The following is a 22,195-nucleotide window of genomic DNA, read 5'->3' as shown; positions in this document are numbered from 1 at the left end:
TTACCGAAAATAAAACTATTCCCTTGCTAATATACTGTCAATAAGACCATATTTAAGAGCATCACTTGAAGTCATAAAATAATCTCTTTCCATATCAAGAGCCAGTTTTTCCTTATCAACCCCTATTTGATTAGACATAATATCAATTATTAATTTTTTAAGTCTTAAAATTTCATTAGCTTGTATGTTAATATCACTAGCCTGACCACTTATTCCACCCCAAGGTTGGTGAATCATTATTCTAGAATAAGTTAAAGATTCTCTTTTGCCTTTAGCGCCACCCGCAAGCAAAAAAGCTCCCATTGAAGCGGCTTGTCCAATGCAAATTGTCCTTACATCGGGCTTTATATATTGCATAGTATCATAAATCGCAAGACCTGCAGTAATACTGCCACCTGGGGAATTCAAATAAAGATAAATGTCTTTATTTGAATCTTCTGATTCTAAAAACAAAAGTTGAGCAATCACAGTATCTGCCTTAGGGTCATTAATCTCACCACTCAAAAATATTATACGCTCTCTAAGCAGCCTTGAATATATATCAAATACTCTCTCATAATTTCCCGTATTCTCTATTACAGTGGGTATTAAATTATGCATAAATTCCATTTTTCTTACTCACAAATTTTACAATTAACAAAATCTTTAAAAGAAACTTTTTTGCCCTTTACCTCTTTAAGATTTTCCAAAATTTTTTTCTTAGCTCTTTTCCTTTTGATATCATCCTTTAAATAAGAAGTCAAATTTTGATCTTCATAAAATTTTTTAATCTCCTCATAACTTACACCCGAATTCTCAGACTGCCTGGCCATTTCATATTCAATATCGCTCTCAGTAACTTCAATTGGGTCTAAATCTATCATTTTCTGCATTATCAGCTTAGATTTCAAATTCTTAAGAATCTCATCTTTTAAATTATCACTACCAACATATCCTGAAGAATAAAATATATTTTTAAACTCTTCAAGGCTCATATTATTTTTATTTTGCCTTTTAGAATCCTTAAAAGCAATTTCAATTTCGACCTCAATCATTGAATGGGGAATATCTATTTCTAATTTTTCAGAAATAATAGAAAAAAATTTATTTAGCTTTAAAGTTTCTTTTTTTTCTTCAACAATGTTTAAAAGACTAGATTTTATAAAATTTTTAAGATCATCTAGCGTATTATATTTACCACTAATATCCTGTGCAAATTCATCGTCTATTAAAGGAAGATCTCTTTTTTTAATACTCTTAATCTTAATCTTCAATTTTCTTGAAGAGCCCGCAAGTTCTTTAAATTTGTAATCTGCAATATAAGATTTTTCTATAACTCTCTCTTCATTTATTCTCATACCAATTATATCTTTGTCAAAATCATAATAGGTCTCAGATTTCCCAACCGTAAAAACAAAGTCTTGTCTTTTTGTTGATACTATCTCATTTAAAAAGTGATCAAGCTCAACAAAATTCACTTTAACAATGCTATCCTTCTTGACAACTCCTTCCTCATCTTCAATGATAATTGCATTTTCTATTTGAAGATTTCTAATCTCATCATCAATATCAGAATCATCAATAAAAACTTCGGGAATCTCCACTTTAATATCAATCTCAGCAAAACTTGGAATTTTAAACTCAGGATAAGTCTCATATACAAAAGTAAATTCAAAATCTTCATCAAGATTTAATCTTAAATTATTTTCCTTTACAGTAGGAGTAGTATAGCTTAAAGGCATTTTGGACTCTTCTTTAAAAAATTCTTTAAGAGAATTATTAATCACTTCTTCTAAAACAGTGGCTCTTAAACCTTCAGAATATTTATTCTCAATAATATTAATAGGAACTTTTCCAATTCTAAAACCTTGAATTTTAAGTCGGGAAGAATAATCTTGCAATAATGAATTATACTTTTCTTGAATAACACTTTTTGAAACTCTAATGACAACCTCAACTTTTGAACCTGGAAGAAGCTTAATATCTTTACTTAAAATCACTGTTAATGCCTCAATTAAACCTTACTGATAATTATTAAAAAGCGAAAGACGGGATTTGAACCCGCGACTTCCACCTTGGCAAGGTGACACTCTACCCCTGAGTTACTTTCGCACTTTTACAGAAGGTGGGAGTCGAACCCACACGCCAAAGGCACTAGATCCTAAGTCTAGCGTGTCTGCCAATTCCACCACTCCTGCATACTTCATACTCAAACTAGTATACAAAAACTTAAAAGCTTTTGCAAGTATGCCTAATCTACCAAACAAATAATAATTTCGCACTCAGCAGGAGTCGAACCTGCAACCTTCGGATTCGAAGTCCGCCGCTCTATCCAATTGAGCTATGAATGCAATTAAAAATAAAATTGATTAAAGGGTGATTGACGGGGCTTGAACCCGCGACATTCGGAACCACAACCCGACGCTCTACCAACTGAGCTACAACCACCAATAACTAGTGACTATGATTATTATAATATTTTATATATATTTAACTCCTAAGTCAATAAAAGATAAAAATAATAAAAGCCATAAGACTTTTATTAAAAAATTTATAATAAAATATTATTTTTTTTCAAAACTAAAATTTTTGAAATCTTTCTAAGCTTTTTTTCAAAAAATCATAAACTCTAATAGTTGAAGAAATATTTACTCTTTCCCTAGTAGTATGAGGCCATTCAATCCAAGGCCCAAGGGTAACAGATTCTACACCTCCCAACCTAGAAGATATTATGCCTGTTTCAAGACCTGCATGTATTGTGGAAACATTGGCATCTTTAAGATACATCTCTTTATACACTCCTTGAAGATGTTTTAAAAGATTGCTATTCTTATCAGGCTGCCAAGAAGGATCATCATAAATTACACGCAAATTAGCTCCTGATAAATCACTTATGGACTGCAAATGATTGCAAACATACTCTTTGTCTGAATCTAATAAAGATCTTATTAAAAAAGTAAAAATATAATCGTCTTGCATTCTTAAAAGACTTGAAAAATTTAAAGAGGTCTTTATAAGCTTATTTTCATAATTTTCTACTTTTTGAACTCCATGTAAAAATCCCATTCCCATATTTAAAAGCTTATTTTTGCTATTTTCATCAAGAACTTTAACTGATGAAAATTCTCTTTTATTAACAATAATATCAAATTCATCTTCAAGAGAATATGCACTTTTAACTTTAAGTACAAACAGTTTAAGCTCTTTATTTAATAAATCATAATCATTATCATCTATAAAGATTAAAGCCCTGGCTTCAATTGGAATTGCATTGCTACTATTTCCACCAAAAATGCCTTCAATCTCAAAATTAAGATTTGCCTTAATTTCAAAAAGAGCAAAAAACATTAATTTTAAAGAATTTGCCAAATCTAAATGAATATCTGACCCAGAATGGCCACCTTTAAGCCCTTTAAACAAAATCTCTACCTTTGTTTTTTTCGTTACAAGACTATACTTAGGAGAAAAAACAATTTCTACAAGTCTTGATCCCGCACAACCAACTAAAAAATAACCTTCTTCCTCTCCATCAAGATTAATAAGGCTTTTACCACTACATAAATTGGGATCAAGGCCAAGAGCACCTATTAAACCTATTTCCTCATCAACAGTAAACAGAAGTTCTAAGTCGGGATGAGAAAAATTATTAGCTTCACTCATAATCCCCAACATCATAGCTACTCCAATCCCATCATCAGCTCCAAGAGTGGTCCCTACTGCTTTAAGATATCCATCCTCTTCAATAATTTCAATCGGATCTGTTTCAAAATTATGCAAGCTAGATTCATTCTTTTCGCAAACCATATCAACATGAGATTGTAAAATAATAGGATGCATATTAATATTATTATTTGACTTTATCTGCACTACAATATTACCAACACTATCTTCTTTAAAAGAATAACCAAATTTTTTGGCTCTCTGCTTAATAAAATTAATAATTCCTTTAACATTTTTTGAACATCTTGGAATTTTTGATATCTCTTTAAAAAAATCAATTACAATACTCATAATAACTTTCCTTTGATTATATTAAATCCATAAATATACTTAGATTTAATTTATAATTAATAATATATTATACTAAATTAATCTTTGAATTCATTCAATAAATTCAATAATATTGGTTAAGCTTTGTTTTCAACAAAATCTGCATAATAATTAAAATTTAAAAATTCTTTAGGAATTTCTGAAACAAATCTTGAAGGCACCTGATCAAAAATTTGCCTATCTTTTTTACGCTTATTGGCCATAGTAATAACAAGAGAATCTTTTGCACGAGTTAATGCAACATAAAAAACTCGCCTCTCTTCTTCCAAGTCAACCTCGCTATCTTCAATGATTCTATGATGAGGAATAATGTTGTCTTCAACAGCAATAAAAAATACATAATCAAATTCTAAACCTTTAGCAGAATGTACTGTCATTAAATTAATATTAATATTTTCAGATTCCTCACTTGCTTCGTTAGATTGAATAACTATGTAATTTAAAAAACTGCTTAAATCTCTCAACTCACCAAATTGTTTGGATTCCCAATTTTTAATTATGCTTAAAAACCCCTCTATATTTTGATATTTATATTCAGCCACTTTGATTGAATTAGGATTTTCACTAACTAAAAATCCCCAATATTCAATACTTTCTATCATTTCTTTGATTATATTAGAATAAGTGTTTTTTGTTATACTAAATTTATATTGATACTCTTCAATAAAAGATACAAAATCTTCTATGCTTTCAATGACCTGCTTATTCAAAGCTTTATCATAACTAGAAATGTCTGTAAAAGAAAAAGTAATGTCACAAAGAGCATCATAAATACAACAACCTTTCTTGTCTGCTATATCTCTAATTTTTTTCAAATATTCCTTGCCAATACCCCTTCTTGGAACATTAATGATTCTAAGAAGATCATAATCACTTTTAGGATTTATTATTACATTTAAATAAGAAATAATATCTTTTATTTCTTTTCTCTGAAAAAAAGACGTTCCCCCTGAAACTTTATATTTTATGCCCTGTCTTCTAAAAATCATTTCAACGTTTTTAAAAAGAGCATTGGTTCTCATAAGAACTCCTATCTTTTTAGACTTAAAGCCTTCTAGCCTTGAAAGCTGCATGATTCTATTTGCAACAAACTCAGATTCTTGAATTTCATCCTCAAATATAAAAACATCAATAACTTTGCTACAAATCTTTGAGGACCACAAGGTCTTTTCTTTTCTATTTTTATTATTTAAAATCACAGAATTGGCAACATCTAAAATATTTTTTGCAGAACGATAATTTTGTTCAAGCTTTATTTCTTTAACGTTGTAATCTTTTTCAAATTGCAACATGTTGTTATAATTAGCCCCGCGCCAAGAATATATAGACTGATCATCATCCCCTACACAACACAAATTACTATGATTTATCAAAAGACGAATAAAATTATATTGAATCAAAGAAGTATCTTGAAACTCATCAATCAAAACATACTTATATCTTTTAGAATATTTATTTCTAATATCAGAATTGCTGCTTAACAATTCTTTTGGTTTTAAAATCAAATCATCAAAATCAAAAGAATTATAAAGCCTTAATCGATCTTCATAAAGCCTGTAAATATTTAAATCTTCTTCCTTTAAATCATCAAGGGTAAGAATCCCGTTTTTTAAAAGCGAGATAACATTACTAAGTGAATTTAAAGAAATTTTTTTATTAAAAAGACCTTCATCAAGTAAAATCTCTTTAAGAAGAGAAATTCTATCATTGTCATCATAAATGCTGAAGTTTTTTCTATATCCTAATAATTTATAATTTTCTTTTAAAAAGAAAAGCCCAAAAGCATGGAAAGTTGAAACCATAAGATTGCTAAGAGGACTTTTTAAAATTTTTTTAATTCTGTCTTTCATTTCATTAGCAGCCTTGTTGGTAAAAGTCAAAGCTAAAATCTCTCTCTGAGCAATACCTTTTAAAAGCAAATAGGCTATTCTGTGAGTAACAACCCTTGTTTTTCCACTACCAGCACCAGCAATAATTAAAAGAGCACCTTCAATAGTAGTAACTGCTTCATATTGAAATTGATTAAGAGATTTTTTAAAAAAATCATCATTAGGCAAAATTAAAAAACCCTTGTTCCGTCTGGATATTCCACAATAACTTTAAAGTTTTCAGGAAAAGCAAAAATCTTTCGCGACTTAGATTGATCGAAATCTTTGACTAAGATTGGAATACAATACTTATTCAATGTATTAACGGCAAACTCTGAATTTTCAAGTCCAACCTTAACTGATCCTTTTGCCATAAAATTAGTTCCTCCAAAAAGCTTGGCCTTAAGATTGCTTTTATTAGCTCCATTTTCGAGCATCGCATTTATTAACATGGGAATAGCATAAATTCCATATCTTCCCCTTTGCTCAGGAGATATGTCAAGATCTGACTTAACTAGAACATAATGATTCATCCCAATTAAATTGTTTGCTTCGTCAAAAAGCACAACAGCAACACAAGAACCAAGAATTGTGGAAATCACTCTTTTATTTGAAACAAAAGCTTCACCAGGAACTATTATCGTAACATCGCGTTTTAATTTAAAATTAAAATGATTCAACATAAAATTAATACTCTCTTGAAAAAAAATTTATAAAACTCTTATAAAGGCTTTGCCAAAACCTTAATTTATTTACCTTCTCACTAAACAAATCAACATCACCTACCTTTTCATTTTCTAAAAAAATCATAGCCCTCCCAACAGGCACATCTCCACTAAGTGGAGCAACCAACTTATCAACAGTATAGCTTATATTAATTTTATCAAATTCATCTTTAGTTAAAACATAATAAAAAGGCTCTTTAGAAAAAAGAGCAACTGTATCCACCGTACCATTATAGACTTTTTCTTTTAATTTTACTATTAAAGGAAATTTAGAATATTCATTAAATCCATATTCAAATAAATTTTTTGCAATCGAAGCTCTCATTTTCTCTCCAAATCCATTAATTCCTTTTTCAACCCCCAATACAACTGCTATCAATCTTCTATCGCCCTTTTTAGCAGTGGCAACAAGATTCAAGCCTGATTCCTTAATATATCCCGTTTTAATACCATCTGAATAAGGATATTCATGTATTAATAAATTAGCATTTCTTTGTTTTAAGTTTAAAAATCTTGATGACAAAGCAGTTCCTAAATTTTTATGCTTTGGATAAACAAAATACTTTAAAGAATGAATATTAAGCATAAATTTAAATTTTTCTACATAAGATTTTACAAAAAAAGCCATATCTAGTGCTGTAATCTTATTTTCACCACTATATCCAGAAGGTTCAACAAAATGCATATTAAAAAGTCCTAAATTTAAAACATTAATATTCATTAAATTAACAAAGCTATTTAAATTGCCTACTACAAACTCAGCAATTGCAATAGAAGCATCATTGCCCGAAGAAACCGAAAGTCCCTTTAAAATCTCTTCAAAATTAACAATTTGACCTTTTTCTAAAAACATTAAAGAAGAATTGGGGGGTGCATTATAATATGAAGCAGAATCGCTAATAGGAACTATGCTTTTTAATTTTATGTTTCGCTTTTCAGCTTCAATTAAAGCTGTATAAATTGTAACAATCTTTGTAAGCGATGCTGGAGGAAAAATTAAATTGGGCCTCTTAGAATAAAGTATTCGCCTAGTATCAAAATCCATTAAAACTATTGATTTTGCATACCTTGATAATTTATTAATCTCATCTAAATTAACTGCAAAAAGATCATCACAAAGCGGGGGAAAAAAGAAAAATAAAATTAATAACAATTTCCCAATAACATAGATACTATTCATGTTGTAATATTAAATTATATATTATTTATCGATTGTTAATTACAATACAATTTAAAAGGAGCCATTTTTATGAATTCTTATGATTTTGTAACAGCTTTGGTACCAATAGTCCTAATAATTATTGGTCTTGGCATAATAAAAAAGCCAGCTTACTATGTAATACCCATATCATTAATAGCAACCGTTGCTATAGTTATATTTTATAAAAACTTGGGAATAGTAAACACAAGTCTTGCAATGCTTGAAGGCGCCCTAATGGGAGTATGGCCAATAGCAACTGTAATTATTGCTGCCATATTTACATACAAAATGTCAGAAGATCAAAAAGATATAGAAACTATTAAAAATATTTTATCAAACGTATCTTCTGATAGAAGAATTATAGTCTTGCTAGTAGCATGGGGATTTGGAAATTTTTTAGAAGGTGTTGCTGGATATGGAACTGCTGTTGCAATCCCTGTATCAATATTAATAGCAATGGGATTTGAACCATTTTTTGCCTGCTTAATCTGCTTAATAATGAATACCTCATCAACCGCCTATGGATCTGTAGGAATTCCTATAATATCTTTAGCTCAAGCAACCAACTTGGATGTTAATATTGTTTCATCTGAGATTGCATTCCAACTAATACTTCCAACCCTAACAATACCTTTTGTACTGGTAATTCTTACAGAAGGAGGCATTAAAGGATTAAAGGGAGTATTCCTTCTTACCCTACTCTCAGGAATGTCAATGGTAATATCACAATTATTTATATCAAAAACTTTGGGACCAGAACTTCCTGCAATCCTTGGAAGCATTCTTTCTATGACAATAACAATAGTTTATGCAAAGTTTTTTGGAGAAAAAAAAGAAGCTGCTGAGCACCAAAGCAAAAACACAATATCCTTATCAAAAGGTATTATTGCCTGCTCGCCCTACATTTTAATAGTAACATTTATAGTGCTTGTATCTCCTCTTTTTGACAGAATTCACGAATACCTAAAAACTTTTCAAAGCACTGTTAGTATTTATCCAGAGGCAAATCCCCTACACTTTAAATGGATTGTCTCTCCAGGCTTCTTGATTATACTTGCAACAATAATATCCTATTCAATACGAGGGGTTCCAATGTTAAAACAGCTAAAAATATTTACACTAACTTTGAAAAAAATGGCATTATCTTCATTCATAATCATATGCATCGTTGCAATATCAAGATTAATGACACATAGCGGAATGATAAGAGATCTTGCTAATGGAATCTCAATGATAACAGGAAAATTTGGACCATTATTTAGCCCACTAATTGGAGCTATTGGAACATTTTTAACAGGGAGCGATACAGTTTCAAATGTTCTTTTTGGCCCTCTACAAACACAAATGGCAGAAAATATTGGAACAAATCCTTACTGGCTTGCAGCAGCAAATACAACAGGAGCAACTGGAGGAAAAATGATTTCTCCCCAAAACATCACAATAGCAACAACAACTGCCGGATTAATTGGACAAGAAGGCAAGCTTTTATCAAAAACAATAATTTATGCTTTATGCTACATTTTAATAACAGGATTGCTAGTTTATTTAGTATAAATTAATCATTTAAAATAAATAAGATTAATTTATACTAAAATTAATCTTATTTATAAATTTGAATAATATAAAAATAACAAAATAATAATATGGCCTTGAATTTTTAACTAATATTTTAATATTATATAGATGTTATATATATGTTTAATATATTATACATAATAGCATATCTATAATATATTTATTAATACGTTTAATTAATAACTGGAACTAATAAAAAAATTTCTAATTACAACAGGAAGGTATAATTATGAAAAACCAAATTTTATATAAATTAATTATATTTTTAACCACATCTGCAGCAATATTTGCAGCAGACGCATTAAAAGAAAAAGATATATTTAAAATAAACCCATGGATGCCGACATTCGGATTTGAAAATACAAGTGAATTCAGATTAGATATGGACGAGCTTGTCCCTGGGTTTGAAAACAAAAGCAAAATTATTATTAAGCTTAAACCATTTGAAGCTAATCCCGAATTAGGCAAAGACGATCCATTCTCAGCTTACATTAAGGTAGATGATCTTGCATTAAAAGCGGATGGCAAAAAGGGTGATCAATTTAAAATTGACGTAGGAGACATTACAGCACAAATCAATATGTACGATTTTTTTATTAAAATAAGTACTATGACAGATTTTGACTTTAATAAAGAGTCTTTATTTAGTTTTGCACCTATGACTGGATTTAAAAGCACTTACTATGGATTCCCAAGTAATGATAGAATAGTAAGGGGGACAATTCTTGCAAGAGGTACTTCTAAAAACATAGGAACAATTCAACTGGGATACAAGCTTCCAAAACTCGACCTTACATTTGCAATAGGAGGAACAGGCACTGGTAACAGAAATCAAGAAAATGACAAAGACACTCCATACAATAAAACATATCAGGGAATCCTTTATGGAATTCAAGCAACATGGAAGCCAATAAAAAATCTACTTGATCAAAATGAAGATACTAAATCTGTAATTGCAGAAACACCTTTGGAATTAAATTTTGGCTTATCAGGAGCCTATGGAAATGAAACATTCAATAAGTCATCAATAACATACTCTTTAAAAGATAAATCCGTAATTGGTAACGATTTATTAAGTCCAACTTTATCAAATTCTGCAATTTTAGCATCTTTTGGAGCTCAATATAAACTTGGATTAACAAAAATCAACGATAAAAATACTTATCTTATTTTACAAATGGGAACTGATTTTGGAATAGATCCTTTTGCAAGCGATTTTTCTGTATTTGGACACATCTCAAAAGCAGCGAATTTTAAAAAAGAAACATCCTCAGATCCTAATAAAAAAACTGAAAATATATTTGATCCAAAAGGCAATGCTCTTAATTTTAGTAAAAATACAGAATTGGGTATTGCATTTTCAACAGGAGCAAGCATAGGATTTGCTTGGAATAAAGATACTGGCGAAAAAGAATCCTGGGCAGTTAAAGGATCTGATTCCTACAGTACAAAACTATTTGGAGAACAAGACAAAAAATCTGGAGTTGCATTAGGAATAAGCTATGGACAAAACCTTTACAGATCTAAAGACACCAACAAAAGATTAAAAACCATATCTGAGAATACATTTCAAAGCTTAAATGTTGAAATTTCAAGCTATGAAGACAACAAAAAGGGAATTATAAATGGACTAGGATGGATAACATCTATCGGACTTTACGATATTTTAAGACAAAAATCTGTAGAAAACTATCCCACAGTAGCTCCAAGCGCCGATGAAAAAAATCAAACTGGAAAAAGTTCAGCAGGCACAAAGACTACAACCCCCGATCTGACATTTGAAGATGCAATGAAACTCGGCTTGGCTGTATATCTTGATTATGCAATTCCAATAACATCCATTTCAACAGAAGCACATGTAGTACCATATATTGGGGCATACATTTTAGGGCCTCTTAATAAACTCTCAAGCGATGCTACAAAAATTTATTTAAAAACAGGACTTAGCCTTGAAAAACTAATAAGATTTACAACAATTTCTCTTGGATGGGATTCAAATAACATCATAGAACTTGCTAATAAAAACACAAATAATGCTGCCATTGGAAGTGCTTTCTTGCAATTCAAAATAGCCTACAGCGGAAGCTAACAGCAAAAGAAGGGCTAAAGCCCTTCTTTTCTATCTTTAAAAACAATTGATTAATTGATTACCTTATATTTCTTTCCCTGCAAATTTTTTCATAAGCATCTTGAATTTTTATAAATTTATCATTTGCATCTTTTTGCCTTACAGGATCATTTGCAAACTTATCAGGATGATATTTTATAACAAGGCTTTTATATGCCTTTTTAATCTCATCATCACTAGCACTATATGTTAACCCCAAAACACTATAGGGATTTACAATTTTAATATTAATATCTTTATAGGCTTCATAACCATCAGATTCAAGCTCTAAAAAAACACCAACATAAGAAATAAATTTTTCAGCTTCTAAATTTTTATACCTAGAAAGCCTATTAATCTCTTTAAGGGAAGCAAAAAGCCATATAAAAAGATCTTTATGCTGAAAATAACCAAGCTTAAGAGTATATAAAATTTTATCAGCATTATTATTTTTAGTAATAGCAGAATGAAAGATAGTATACAATTCTGATTTACCACGTTCAGATAAATTTAAAGAATTGATAATAAAATTGACATAATTTAGTTGCTCTCCAGTTACAGTTCCCAAAATAGATAGCAATTTGGCCATTAATAAAAAAGAAAGTTTATAAAATTCAAACTCTCTAGATCTAGAATATGAGTAATCTCTTGTAAAGTATATTCTAAAAAAACCTAAAAAACTAAATAATATCAACACAAAAGGAAATAAAATAAAAAGCATCGCTATTAAAACGGGATTAAAAATAAAAATAAACAACAACACTAAAAAAAACACTCTAATTGGACTTGGCATTTATTGATCATAACCTCCAACGTAATCAAGGTATGTCAAAATCTTTAATAAATCTTACAACTTCCTTTTTTATTTGTTTTAATTCAATATCTGACTTTGCCTTTAAGGCTCTAACAATAAATTTAGCAACATTTAAAGAATCGCTTTCATTTAGGCCTCTAGAAGTAATAGCAGCACCCCCAATTCTAATACCAGAAGCCAAAGAAGGGCTTTTTTTATCAAAAGGAATAGCATTTTTATTTAAAGTAATATTTACACTCTCAAGTAATTTCTCAGCATCAGCACCAGTAAGATCCGAACTACTAAGATCAACCAAAAACAAATGATTGTCTGTGCCACCACTAACAATACGAAATCCTTCTGATTTAAAATATTCAGCCATAACTTTAGTATTTTTTATTACGTTAGCAATGTATTCTTTAAAATTTTCCTGAAGAGCCTCTTTGAACGCAATAGCCTTACCCGCAATAACATGAACCAAAGGACCCCCTTGAGTTCCAGGAAAAACTTTAGAATTTACAGCACTAAATAAGGGTTTCTCTTTTCCATTAAAGTTTACTAATTTATCAAAATCCTTTCCAGAAAGTATTATTCCGCCTCTTGGTCCTCTTAACGTTTTATGCGTAGTACTTGTAGTAAGATGCGCCACATCAATTGAAGAATTATGAAAACCAGCAACAATAAGGCCTGCAATATGTGCAATATCACACAAAAGATAAGCAGAAACATCATCTGCTATTTCTCTAAATTTTTTAAAATCAATTTCTCTTGAATAAGAAGAAGCTCCAGCTATTATTAAATTCGGCCTACAATCTCTAGCTATTTTAAGAACTTCATCATAATCAATTAGCTCAGAATCCCTAGAAACACCATAAAAATAGGTGTTAAAAAATATACCAGAAAAATTTACCCTGCTGCCATGAGTTAAATGTCCTCCATGGGATAATTGCATACCAAGAATCCTGTCACCTGGACCAATAAGAGCCATTATGGCCGCCATATTGGCCTGAGATCCGCTATGCGGTTGAACATTGGCATACTTTGCACCAAAAAGCTCTTTTGCTCTTGAAATTGCCAAAGTTTCAATCTCGTCAATAAAAGAACACCCGCCATAATATCGATTCAAAGGATAGCCTTCGGCATACTTATTGGTTAAAATACTACCAACAGCCTGCCTTATCTCTAAAGATGTAAAATTTTCAGAAGCAATAAGCTCAATATGTTCTCTTTCTCTTAATTTTTCTTTCTCAATTAAATTAAATATTTGATCATCTCTCATTAAAAATTATCCTCCAAAACAAACCTATGCATTAAAGAATACGATCCGTTTGTCAAGCTTTTATACTTTAAAAACCTAGAATCTAAATATCCGTCAAAAAATTCATTTTTATCATAATCCTCTTTGCATCCATATTGAATATAGTTATCAGACATATTCAAAAAATACTTAGAGCTATCTTTAAATAATACTGCATTTATTATATCAAAATATATAAAACCAACCTCAGATAAAAAAAATTCAAACCAAAAATGCTCTTTTAATTTAAGAGAATTAGAATCATAATAAAGCCCGACTATATTTCTCAGTGGAATCTCGTACTTTAAAAATAATAAATTCGTAAGAACTATTAAATTGCTATATGAAATTTTTTTTTCTTTAATAGAATCCTTTAAACTTAAATTATTCTCAATAATTTTAAAATTTGAAGTCAAAACATCAATAATTGCTTTAGCCAACTTATAAACTGAATTACTGCCAGCGGTTTTGGATAAAATTAGAGAATCTAACGACATTAAATCAACAGAGCTGTAACATAAATAATCTTTTTTTTTGTCTTGAACATACTTTTTGTACTCTTGTTTATTAATATCTCTATTAATCTCAATACTTTCTAAATATTTCGCATCTAAAAATTCCAAATTAAGTTTATAAGTTTTTACCTTAGTCTTAAAAACAAATTTATTTGTCTTAAGATTTTCAAAAAATAAATTATCAATATTAAAATCAAGATGCTCATTACTGAGATCTGTAATTTTTTGACGCTCATTCTCAATTGGTTTTAAATAGAAGATATTAAAATTAATATCTTCGGGGTTTGAATCAAAATTACTACTAATATTTTGATTAAAATAAATCTCTTCAATTATTGTAAACTCTTTTGAATCATTCAAAGTCCACTTAAAAAAATTATCTTTAACAGAAAACGAAACTTTATTGCTTTGAATATTGTCCAATAAAACATAAAGTTTCCCACTAGAATTTAGAGTTTTAGGAGAAATAAATTCCAAGCTATTCTCAGAAACATTTAAAATATTTTGAGGTAAAATTGTATAAAGTTTATCCTTGGTTTCAAGAAAAATTTTAATAGTACTAAAATATGAAAACAAATTCATACCCTGCAATAAGGTTGAAGAATTTGTATTTAAAGTTATTTTATCCTCTGAAAAAATAAAAGGTACATTTTTCCTATTAAGCTTAACGGGAACTTGCCTACTAATGACAAGAAAAAGCTCATTGCTAATACCCCTTTCACCTTTTACAAAAATAAGTCCAGAATTCACTTCGTCTGTAATTTTAAAAACTATTTCCGTATTATTCCAGCTAATAATGCTACTTTTAACCAAATAATTATTGTTGATATTAATCTCTCCTGTACTGTGGCCTAAATTATTCCCCTTAATAACAATAATATCCTTGTGCGAAGTGGGAATTGGAGATATATCATAAATAATTGGCTTTGAATAAAATAAAAATCCAGAAAAAACAAATAAAACTAAAAAAATAATAAAAATTAAGCTTAAATAAAAATATTTGTTTTTTAAAAAAATAGCCAAATATTAGCCTCTTTTAACCTTAGTTCCTTCCTTAGTATCAACCAAAACAAAACCTTTTTTGGCAAAAAGGTCTCTAATTTCATCAGCACGCTTAAAATTTTTTTCATATTTAGCCATTCTTCTCTCTTCAATCAAAGCCCTCATATTCTCATCAATAACTACATCATGGTTTTCTAAATTTTTCAAAATTTCTTCTCTTAGATTAAGTGACATAATCTCATCAAAAATAAAAGCTAATCTAAGCTTCGAAACAAAGCCTAAATTTTCAGATTTAATCATCTCCCAAAACAAAGCCAATCCTTGAGAAACATTTAAATCAAAAGAAACTTTTTCTACAAAAGAGTCATAATATTCTTTTTCTGCACTAAAACCAAAATTTTTTAAATCCTTATTAAGTATATTTAAATCAACTGGATCTAAAGATTCATAAAAAAAACTTAGTTTGTTTATCAAATTTTCTCTAGCAATTTTACTTGCTTGAAGATTATCCAATGAAAATTTTAATTGATTTCTGTAGTGTGATGTCAAACATAAATATCTAAAATCAAGAGGGGAAAAATTTTGATCTTCCAAATCTTTAATTGTAATAAAATTTCCACTTGACTTTGACATTTTATTGTAATCCATAATCAAAAATTCTCCATGAACAAAGATATCACACCATTTCTTATTCAAAAAACACTCTGCTATTGCTATTTCATTTATATGGTGAACTCCAATATGATCAACTCCTCCCAAATGAATATCAAGCGTATCTTTGAAATACTCCAAATTCATAGCAGCGCACTCCAAATGCCAACTTGGATAACCAAATCCCCAAGGAGAATCCCATTTCATCTCCTGATCTTTAAACTTAGAATTAGTAAACCACAAAACAAAATCAGTTTTATTTCTTTTAAATTTATCAACATCAACTCTGGGCAAGGTCATATTTTTATCAATAAGATCAATGCCGGCCATCTCACCATAGCTTTTAAAACAAGAAGTATCAAAATATACATTACCATTAGAAAAATAAGTATTTTTTTTTTCTTCAAGAATTTTAACAACCGCTATCATGATGGGAATATGTTTACTTGCAACAAGAACTTTATCGGGATATACAATGTTTAATTTTCTACAATCATTAAAAAAAGCTTCTGTAAAAAATTCACTAATCTCATAAGCTGTAAGGCCCTTCTCTCTTGCAGTCTTGGCAACTTTATCTTCTCCATCGTCAATATCACCTGTTAAATGTCCAATATCTGTAATATTCATCGCATAATTAACTTTATACCCTAAAAACCTTAAAGTTTTAATTAATAAATCTCCAAAAATATAGGTTCTAAAATTTCCGATGTGCGCATAATTATAAACAGTAGGCCCGCAAGCATACACTTTTACATTTTCAAAATTTGTTAATTCTGAAAAATCCTTTGTTCTAGTATTATATAACTTTAAAATCATACATTTCTCAAAATTGAAAAAATAAAAAATCTCATTTATTATTAAGTACGTATGCCTAAAAGCCTAAATAATTTTCTTAAAAAAATCAATATTAAGCCTCAAACAAAAAATCTAGCTGACTATACAACATATAAAATTGGAAACATTTCGAAATTATTTCTTACTCCTAAAAATATTAAGGAAGCCGAAAATATTTTCAAAGTAGCAATAGAAGAAAAAATAAAACTATTTATTCTTGGGGGAGGATCAAATATTTTAGTCAATGACGATAAAGAGCTTGATTTTCCAATAATATACACTGGATATCTAAACAAAATAGAAATTCGCAAAAATAAAATCATTGGCGAATGTGGTGCGAATTTTGAGAATTTATGTAAAATTGCGCTTGATAACAGCTTAAGTGGCCTAGAATTTATCTATGGACTACCCGGAACACTAGGGGGCGCTGTATGGATGAATGCCAGATGCTTTGGAAATGAAATCTCTGAGATACTAAAAAAAATTACATTTATAAATGATAAAGGAAAAACTATTTGCAAAGAATTTAAAAAAGAAGACTTTAAATATAAAATATCACCTTTTCAAAATAAAAACTTTTTTATATTAAAAATTGAATTGAATTTAAAAAAAGACAATAAGAAAATTATTGAAGAAAAAATGAATAAAAATAAACAAGCAAGAATAAATAGGGGGCACTATTTATTTCCAAGTAGTGGAAGCACTTTTAAAAACAACAAAGCATTTCTCAAACCTAGTGGACAAATAATTGAAGAGTGCAAGCTCAAAGGATTAAGCATTGGAGGAGCTACAGTAGCTAAATATCATGGAAACTTTATCATTAATATTAAAAATGCCACTTCCAACGACATAAAAAGCTTAATTGAAAAAGTAAAAGCTGAAGTCTACTTAAAAACTGGGTTTTTGCTTGAAGAAGAAGTTCTTTACATAGGATTCAAATAATCAAAAAAACTAAAAAAGAATATCTTTAATCTCATCATTAATCTTTTGAATCAATTCCTTTGTCTTTAATATCTTATCCTTAGAGGATTTCACTAAAGATGAATATTCTTGAAGAGAACTTACCGCATCTAAATTCATCTTAGAAACTTTAAACTCTTTTAAATCTTGGCTAAAGTTGTTAAACTTGCTGCTAATAAAATAGTGGTTATTAAATATTTCTTTATACATATTCTTAGCATCTCTGATCTTAGTATCGTGAGACAAATACCTTTCTTTAAACTCACCAATTTCTTTAAAGTGCTTAGCAAGAGTAAGATCTACTTTCTCATGTCTTGAAAAATTGTTGTCCACATTATCTTGAATGTCTATGAAATTTTTATAAATTGTATCAATCTCTGAATTAATTACTGCAATAATACTGTCGACAGTTTTAAGTTCATCTTTAATGGTTTTAGAATATTTTCCAGAATTAATAGCAAGCTTTCTAATCTCCTCAGCAACAACTGCAAAACTTTTGCCTGCATCACCTGCTTTTGCTGCTTCAATTGCTGCATTCATAGCAAGCATATTGGTCTGAGCTGAAATTGAAACTAAAAGCTTATTTACACTTTGTAAACTATTTGTTTGAGACAAAAGATCTGCAAAATTTTTATTCACATTTTCAAAAACAATATTTAAATCAAAAACCTTACTTTTAATATTTTCAATATCAGCAGAATTTATTGTAGCAACCTTATTAAAAATTTCCAAATTTTTATCTATACTATAGAAAAAACTAACATTCTCTTCAAAATTTGAAGAGATTTCTGATATGTACTTATTGTGGTCATTGATCGGATCAGCAATAGATTCAAAGCCTTTTAAAATATCAGCAATTGATTTTTCAAATCTAGAAAAAGTATCTCCTAGCTGTTCGTAAACTAAAATGCTAGAATCCATACTCTCAGTATTTGATACAGCAGTTTCTATTTGTTCCAAATATTCATTCAAATCTTCAGAATAAAATTTTATTTTTTCAAAAGATTCATTACTCTTAGAAGACAGATTATCTAGCTTTAAACTAATATAAGAAATAATAGACGAGGAATACTTAACCTTTAAGGGAGGTTCAAGACTAAAAGGATCGCTTTTTGATTTTTGATAAGCAACAATCCTGTTAAAATCATTAATTAATGAAAAAACAAAAGTATTGCACAAATAAAACATAATTGAAAAAGATAATAATAAAAGCATAAAAAATATAACCCAATTCGATTTAAACATAATAGAAATAGAATTAACATTTAAAATAAGCCCTTGAGTCAAAAAATCATCGGTTTTCACAAAGTTCAAAGAATAAAAATCTCTTCCATAATTAAAAGTATACTGAGAACCAGAAGAATCTTCTTTAACATAAGCTATAACTTTACTTAAAAAATTCTCACCATAAGCCGTAGAAAAAGGTTTGGCCTGAAGATTATTAAAATTTAAAAAAATGGGCATATAATTCCTGTCAAGCATAAAAAAATTATAATTCTTACTGCCAAATTTAAGAGAAGAATACAATTGATTTTCAATAATATCTAACGACTCATCAAAGCATAATAAAATCCCTATCACGCCCAATGTTGCAACAGAATCTCTAACCGGGAAACTTACCACAGAATAAATTTTCCCATCTATTTGCATATATCTTGAATAATACTTAGAATTTTTTTCTACAGGAACAGAATAAATTGGATCCAATCTAATATCTTTTAAGCCTAAAGATGAAAAATTTGAATTTGATATTAAAACATTTTTTCCTATAGGAATATAAAATATACCTTCAAGTGAATCGTTTGCTAAAGGAATAGTCTTAAAAATTTTATCTATGGAACTAAATTCTCTTGACTTTAAAAACAAATCGCTGTTTTCATCTAAATTATCACCCAACTTTAAACTTGAAGACAAAAGAAAGCTTTTTGAAGAATTCACCAATATCCCAAACCTATAACTATCTTTTATAAGCTCCTCAAGAAACCTAGAGGATTCCGAATATTTGGCTTTAATTACAGCAGAAACACTGTTTAAAAACAACTTAGAATCGAATTTAAAGCGATCCAAATATTCATTTTTATGATTCATATAAGCATAGCCTATGAATAAAAAATTTAAAAAAAGGAATCCAAATAAAACTAGATAAAGAAATCGTTTAGTATTTTTCAGATTAACATCGATTAAATTCTCATCTGTCATAAAAGCTCTCCAAACATAACATTAGCATGATTAAAATCTTAAAACAAAACTTTCACCTTCATAAATCATATACAAATAATTACTAATAACAATTGGCAAATTAAACATTTCTTTCCGAATCTTAAAGATTAAATCCTTCAAATATTTGCAAATAATTATTTTATTATTTAGCTACATGCATATATAATTATATAATAAAACATGTAGAATACTAAAAATTTAATGTTTTAAAAATTTTATGAAAATTATGAAAAAATAAAATTTTTGAGGGGACTTAGTGAAAAGAAAGAAACTTAACTCCAACCTTTTTTATAAATTCAATTTTATAATTCTGGCATATACAATAATAATTATTGCAACAACCTTTTTACTACTAGATCAGGGCTATAAAAAAATCATAACAAAAGAGCTACAAGACTTTACAAAATTCATTAACCAAGCAATGATTAAAAGCTTTTCTGATGAATCTAAAGAAATAGTAAAAGCTTTAAGCATATTAACAACCAGATATGATTATAAATCTGCAATTCTAAATAACAAAAATGAAGAGTACTTAGTATCTGACAAGATTTTAATGACACTACCGTCTTTTATTAAAATAATAGAGTATACAAACAAAGATGGATACATAATAGCATCAAGCGAAAAAAAAAGAAACGGTCAATATATGAGCTTAAAAGAATTGCTTCTGAGTAAATCTATAACTACATTTCAAATTTCAATTCTTCACAACAGTTTAGTAAAAATAAATAACAATTTTTATATTCCAATAGCATATAAAATAACAGATTCAAAAAAATCTAATATTGGATATATTATTTTATATGCTGACATTTCAGAAAAAATTGCCGAACTAAAAGAATATCTTTTACTGCTTTTGGAAAACTCATTACTAGAACAAAATGCAAGCAGCAAAAACTCATCAAAATACTTTAATGTATACGTAATAAACAACAATGGCGATGCATTTGGAGGAAAAGACGAGGTTTTAAAAAATATAAAGCACATATTTGGCTTTAACCTAAAAACATTAACTGAAATACTAAATGTATTATCTCAAGGAAAGGCAAATTACAATACAAGCAATTCAAATGAAATAATCTCCCTAGCAAGGATTACAACATCCCATTGGTACTTAGGAATAAAAATAGATTATAATAACATATTTTCAAAAGAATTTAAAAATATGAGATTAGTTTCACTTTCTATTATATTTATTTTGGTAATAATTTTTATATTAATAATGATATCAACCATAAAAACTTTAATAATATCAAAAATAGATAAACTCAACGTTGTAATTCCAAAAGTTAAAAATGGCGACCTGACATTTAAAATCGAATCAAAAGGCAAAGATTCCATAAGTTCAACAATAAATCTTTTTGGTCATTTTATTGAAAACCTAAAAAATGTAATTAATTCACTACAAGAACGAGTAAAGCTACTTAAAGAAAATGGAGACCATTTATTTAGCGAAATAAATAAAACCCACAATACAATAAAAAATTCAAATCAATACATAGAAAAAACACAAGAAGAAGTAGAAAAGCAAGTAGAATTCATCTCTAATACAACAAATATAATTGAAAGTCTTTCAAAAAATATTTCATCTCTTGACAATTCAATTGAAACTCAAGCCGCAAGTGTTGAACAATCTTCATCGGCTATCGAAGAAATGATAGGAGGAATACAGTCAATAACAGAAATAACTCAAAAAGCTGCAAAAAGCACAGAAGAACTAAAAAGATTCTCTGACGATGGACGAAAAAAACAAGAAGAAGTTATTACTCAAATCAAAGAGATTTTCAAAAACTCAACAAGATTACAAGAAGCAAACTCTTTAATTTCATCTATAGCAAGTCAAACCAACCTACTATCAATGAACGCTGCAATTGAAGCATCTCATGCTGGTGAAGCCGGAAAAGGATTTGCAATTGTTGCAGAAGAAATAAAAGACCTGGCAGAACAAGTGACATCACAATCAGAATCTGTTGCCTCATCAATTAACGAAATAATGGATTCAATAACCAAAACCGTAAACACTTCTGAATTAACAAATAAAGCTTTTAACCAAATATTTGATTCGATCAATTTAGTTGTTCAAGTAATAGAAGAAATAAATCATACAATGCAAGAGCAATCAATAGGTAGCCAAGAAATTTTAAAGGCTTTAAATACAATGCGGGAAATAACATATGAAGTAAAAATTGGTTCAAATGATATGTTTAGAGGCAACAAAGAAATTATTAGCACCATTAAACTGCTGGGAGAAATTAATATTACGGTCTCAAACTCCATGAAAGGTTTAAAAGAAGAGATTAATAAACTGATAGAAGCAATTGAGCGTATTAAAGTTTTAGGAACTACAAACTCAAGCCATATTTCTGGAATTAGTGAAAGTACAAATCAATTTAAAACCAAATAACCTAGATTAAAAGG

General features: G+C 28.8%; 15 protein-coding genes and 4 tRNA genes. 4 read left to right on the top strand and 15 right to left on the bottom strand.

From position 1 onward, the window contains the following. Positions 1 to 15: 15 nt before the first annotated feature. The 10 genes from clpP to LRB30_RS02955 all read right to left on the bottom strand — a co-directional run bounded on the left by clpP (position 16) and on the right by LRB30_RS02955 (position 7,802). Positions 16 to 600 (bottom strand): ATP-dependent Clp endopeptidase proteolytic subunit ClpP, encoded by a 585-nt coding sequence (clpP, locus tag LRB30_RS03000; protein ID WP_231013711.1) that lies wholly within the window; start codon positions 598 to 600, stop codon positions 16 to 18. A gap of 14 nt (positions 601 to 614) precedes the next feature. After that, a complete protein-coding gene (tig, locus tag LRB30_RS02995) occupies positions 615 to 1,979 on the bottom strand; it encodes a trigger factor (RefSeq protein WP_231019100.1) in 1,365 nt (454 codons plus the stop codon). Positions 1,980 to 2,019: 40 nt separating this feature from the next. After that, positions 2,020 to 2,091 (bottom strand) — tRNA-Gly (locus LRB30_RS02990). 5 nt (positions 2,092 to 2,096) lie between these two features. Then, positions 2,097 to 2,177, bottom strand: a tRNA-Leu gene (locus LRB30_RS02985). 79 nt (positions 2,178 to 2,256) lie between these two features. Next, positions 2,257 to 2,330: transfer RNA gene (locus tag LRB30_RS02980), tRNA-Arg, on the bottom strand. 24 nt (positions 2,331 to 2,354) lie between these two features. Further along, a tRNA-His gene (locus LRB30_RS02975) sits at positions 2,355 to 2,427 on the bottom strand. Between the two features lie 132 nt (positions 2,428 to 2,559). After that, a complete protein-coding gene (gene pepD / locus LRB30_RS02970; RefSeq protein ID WP_231013708.1) occupies positions 2,560 to 3,990 on the bottom strand; it encodes a beta-Ala-His dipeptidase in 1,431 nt (476 codons plus the stop codon). A 116-nt stretch (positions 3,991 to 4,106) separates the two neighbouring features. Beyond that, a complete protein-coding gene (locus LRB30_RS02965; protein WP_231019091.1) occupies positions 4,107 to 6,086 on the bottom strand; it encodes an ATP-dependent helicase in 1,980 nt (659 codons plus the stop codon). Between the two features lie 2 nt (positions 6,087 to 6,088). Then, positions 6,089 to 6,580: a chemoreceptor glutamine deamidase CheD gene (cheD, locus tag LRB30_RS02960; protein WP_231013704.1), complete on the bottom strand. Its 492-nt coding sequence runs from the start codon at positions 6,578 to 6,580 to the stop codon at positions 6,089 to 6,091. Positions 6,581 to 6,584: 4 nt separating this feature from the next. Then, entirely contained in the window at positions 6,585 to 7,802 is a 1,218-nt protein-coding gene (locus LRB30_RS02955; protein WP_231019085.1) for a D-alanyl-D-alanine carboxypeptidase family protein, read from the bottom strand. Between the two features lie 69 nt (positions 7,803 to 7,871). On the opposite strand from LRB30_RS02955, the gene LRB30_RS02950 reads away from it, so the two are divergent. Then, positions 7,872 to 9,377 (top strand): L-lactate permease, encoded by a 1,506-nt coding sequence (locus LRB30_RS02950; protein WP_231013701.1) that lies wholly within the window; start codon positions 7,872 to 7,874, stop codon positions 9,375 to 9,377. 250 nt (positions 9,378 to 9,627) lie between these two features. Next, positions 9,628 to 11,487, top strand: coding sequence for an integrin-binding adhesin P66 (locus LRB30_RS02945; protein ID WP_231019076.1), 1,860 nt, complete (start codon positions 9,628 to 9,630; stop codon positions 11,485 to 11,487). A 58-nt stretch (positions 11,488 to 11,545) separates the two neighbouring features. Here LRB30_RS02945 and LRB30_RS02940 read toward each other — a convergent pair whose 3' ends face one another. From LRB30_RS02940 to LRB30_RS02925, 4 genes are read right to left on the bottom strand one after another with little or no spacing between them, the layout of a single operon-like run. After that, the gene (locus LRB30_RS02940; RefSeq protein WP_231013699.1) at positions 11,546 to 12,298 is read right to left on the bottom strand and encodes a J domain-containing protein; all 753 of its coding nucleotides are present in this window, start codon (positions 12,296 to 12,298) and stop codon (positions 11,546 to 11,548) included. A gap of 25 nt (positions 12,299 to 12,323) precedes the next feature. Next, on the bottom strand, positions 12,324 to 13,577 hold the full coding sequence (glyA, locus tag LRB30_RS02935) for a serine hydroxymethyltransferase (RefSeq protein ID WP_231013698.1): 1,254 nt from the start codon (positions 13,575 to 13,577) through the stop codon (positions 12,324 to 12,326). Beyond that, on the bottom strand, positions 13,577 to 15,133 hold the full coding sequence (locus LRB30_RS02930; protein WP_231013697.1) for an IPT/TIG domain-containing protein: 1,557 nt from the start codon (positions 15,131 to 15,133) through the stop codon (positions 13,577 to 13,579). Before LRB30_RS02930 ends, glyA begins: the two co-directional genes overlap by 1 nt. A 3-nt stretch (positions 15,134 to 15,136) precedes the next feature. Continuing rightward, positions 15,137 to 16,579: a cysteine--tRNA ligase gene (locus LRB30_RS02925; protein ID WP_231013696.1), complete on the bottom strand. Its 1,443-nt coding sequence runs from the start codon at positions 16,577 to 16,579 to the stop codon at positions 15,137 to 15,139. Positions 16,580 to 16,630: 51 nt separating this feature from the next. Between LRB30_RS02925 and murB the strand changes: the two genes are divergently transcribed. Continuing rightward, positions 16,631 to 17,539 carry a UDP-N-acetylmuramate dehydrogenase gene (gene murB, locus LRB30_RS02920; RefSeq protein WP_231013695.1) on the top strand — a complete coding sequence of 303 codons (909 nt, stop codon included), beginning with the start codon at positions 16,631 to 16,633 and terminating at the stop codon, positions 17,537 to 17,539. Between the two features lie 9 nt (positions 17,540 to 17,548). Here murB and LRB30_RS02915 read toward each other — a convergent pair whose 3' ends face one another. Beyond that, on the bottom strand, positions 17,549 to 19,756 hold the full coding sequence (locus LRB30_RS02915; protein WP_231013693.1) for a methyl-accepting chemotaxis protein: 2,208 nt from the start codon (positions 19,754 to 19,756) through the stop codon (positions 17,549 to 17,551). Between the two features lie 277 nt (positions 19,757 to 20,033). On the opposite strand from LRB30_RS02915, the gene LRB30_RS02910 reads away from it, so the two are divergent. Continuing rightward, positions 20,034 to 22,181: a methyl-accepting chemotaxis protein gene (locus tag LRB30_RS02910; protein WP_231019066.1), complete on the top strand. Its 2,148-nt coding sequence runs from the start codon at positions 20,034 to 20,036 to the stop codon at positions 22,179 to 22,181. Positions 22,182 to 22,195: the final 14 nt, after the last annotated feature.

This window comes from Borreliella americana, from assembly GCF_021043605.1.
Classification (GTDB): domain Bacteria; phylum Spirochaetota; class Spirochaetia; order Borreliales; family Borreliaceae; genus Borreliella; species Borreliella americana.
This window is presented reverse-complemented; position numbering and strand designations above follow the sequence as displayed.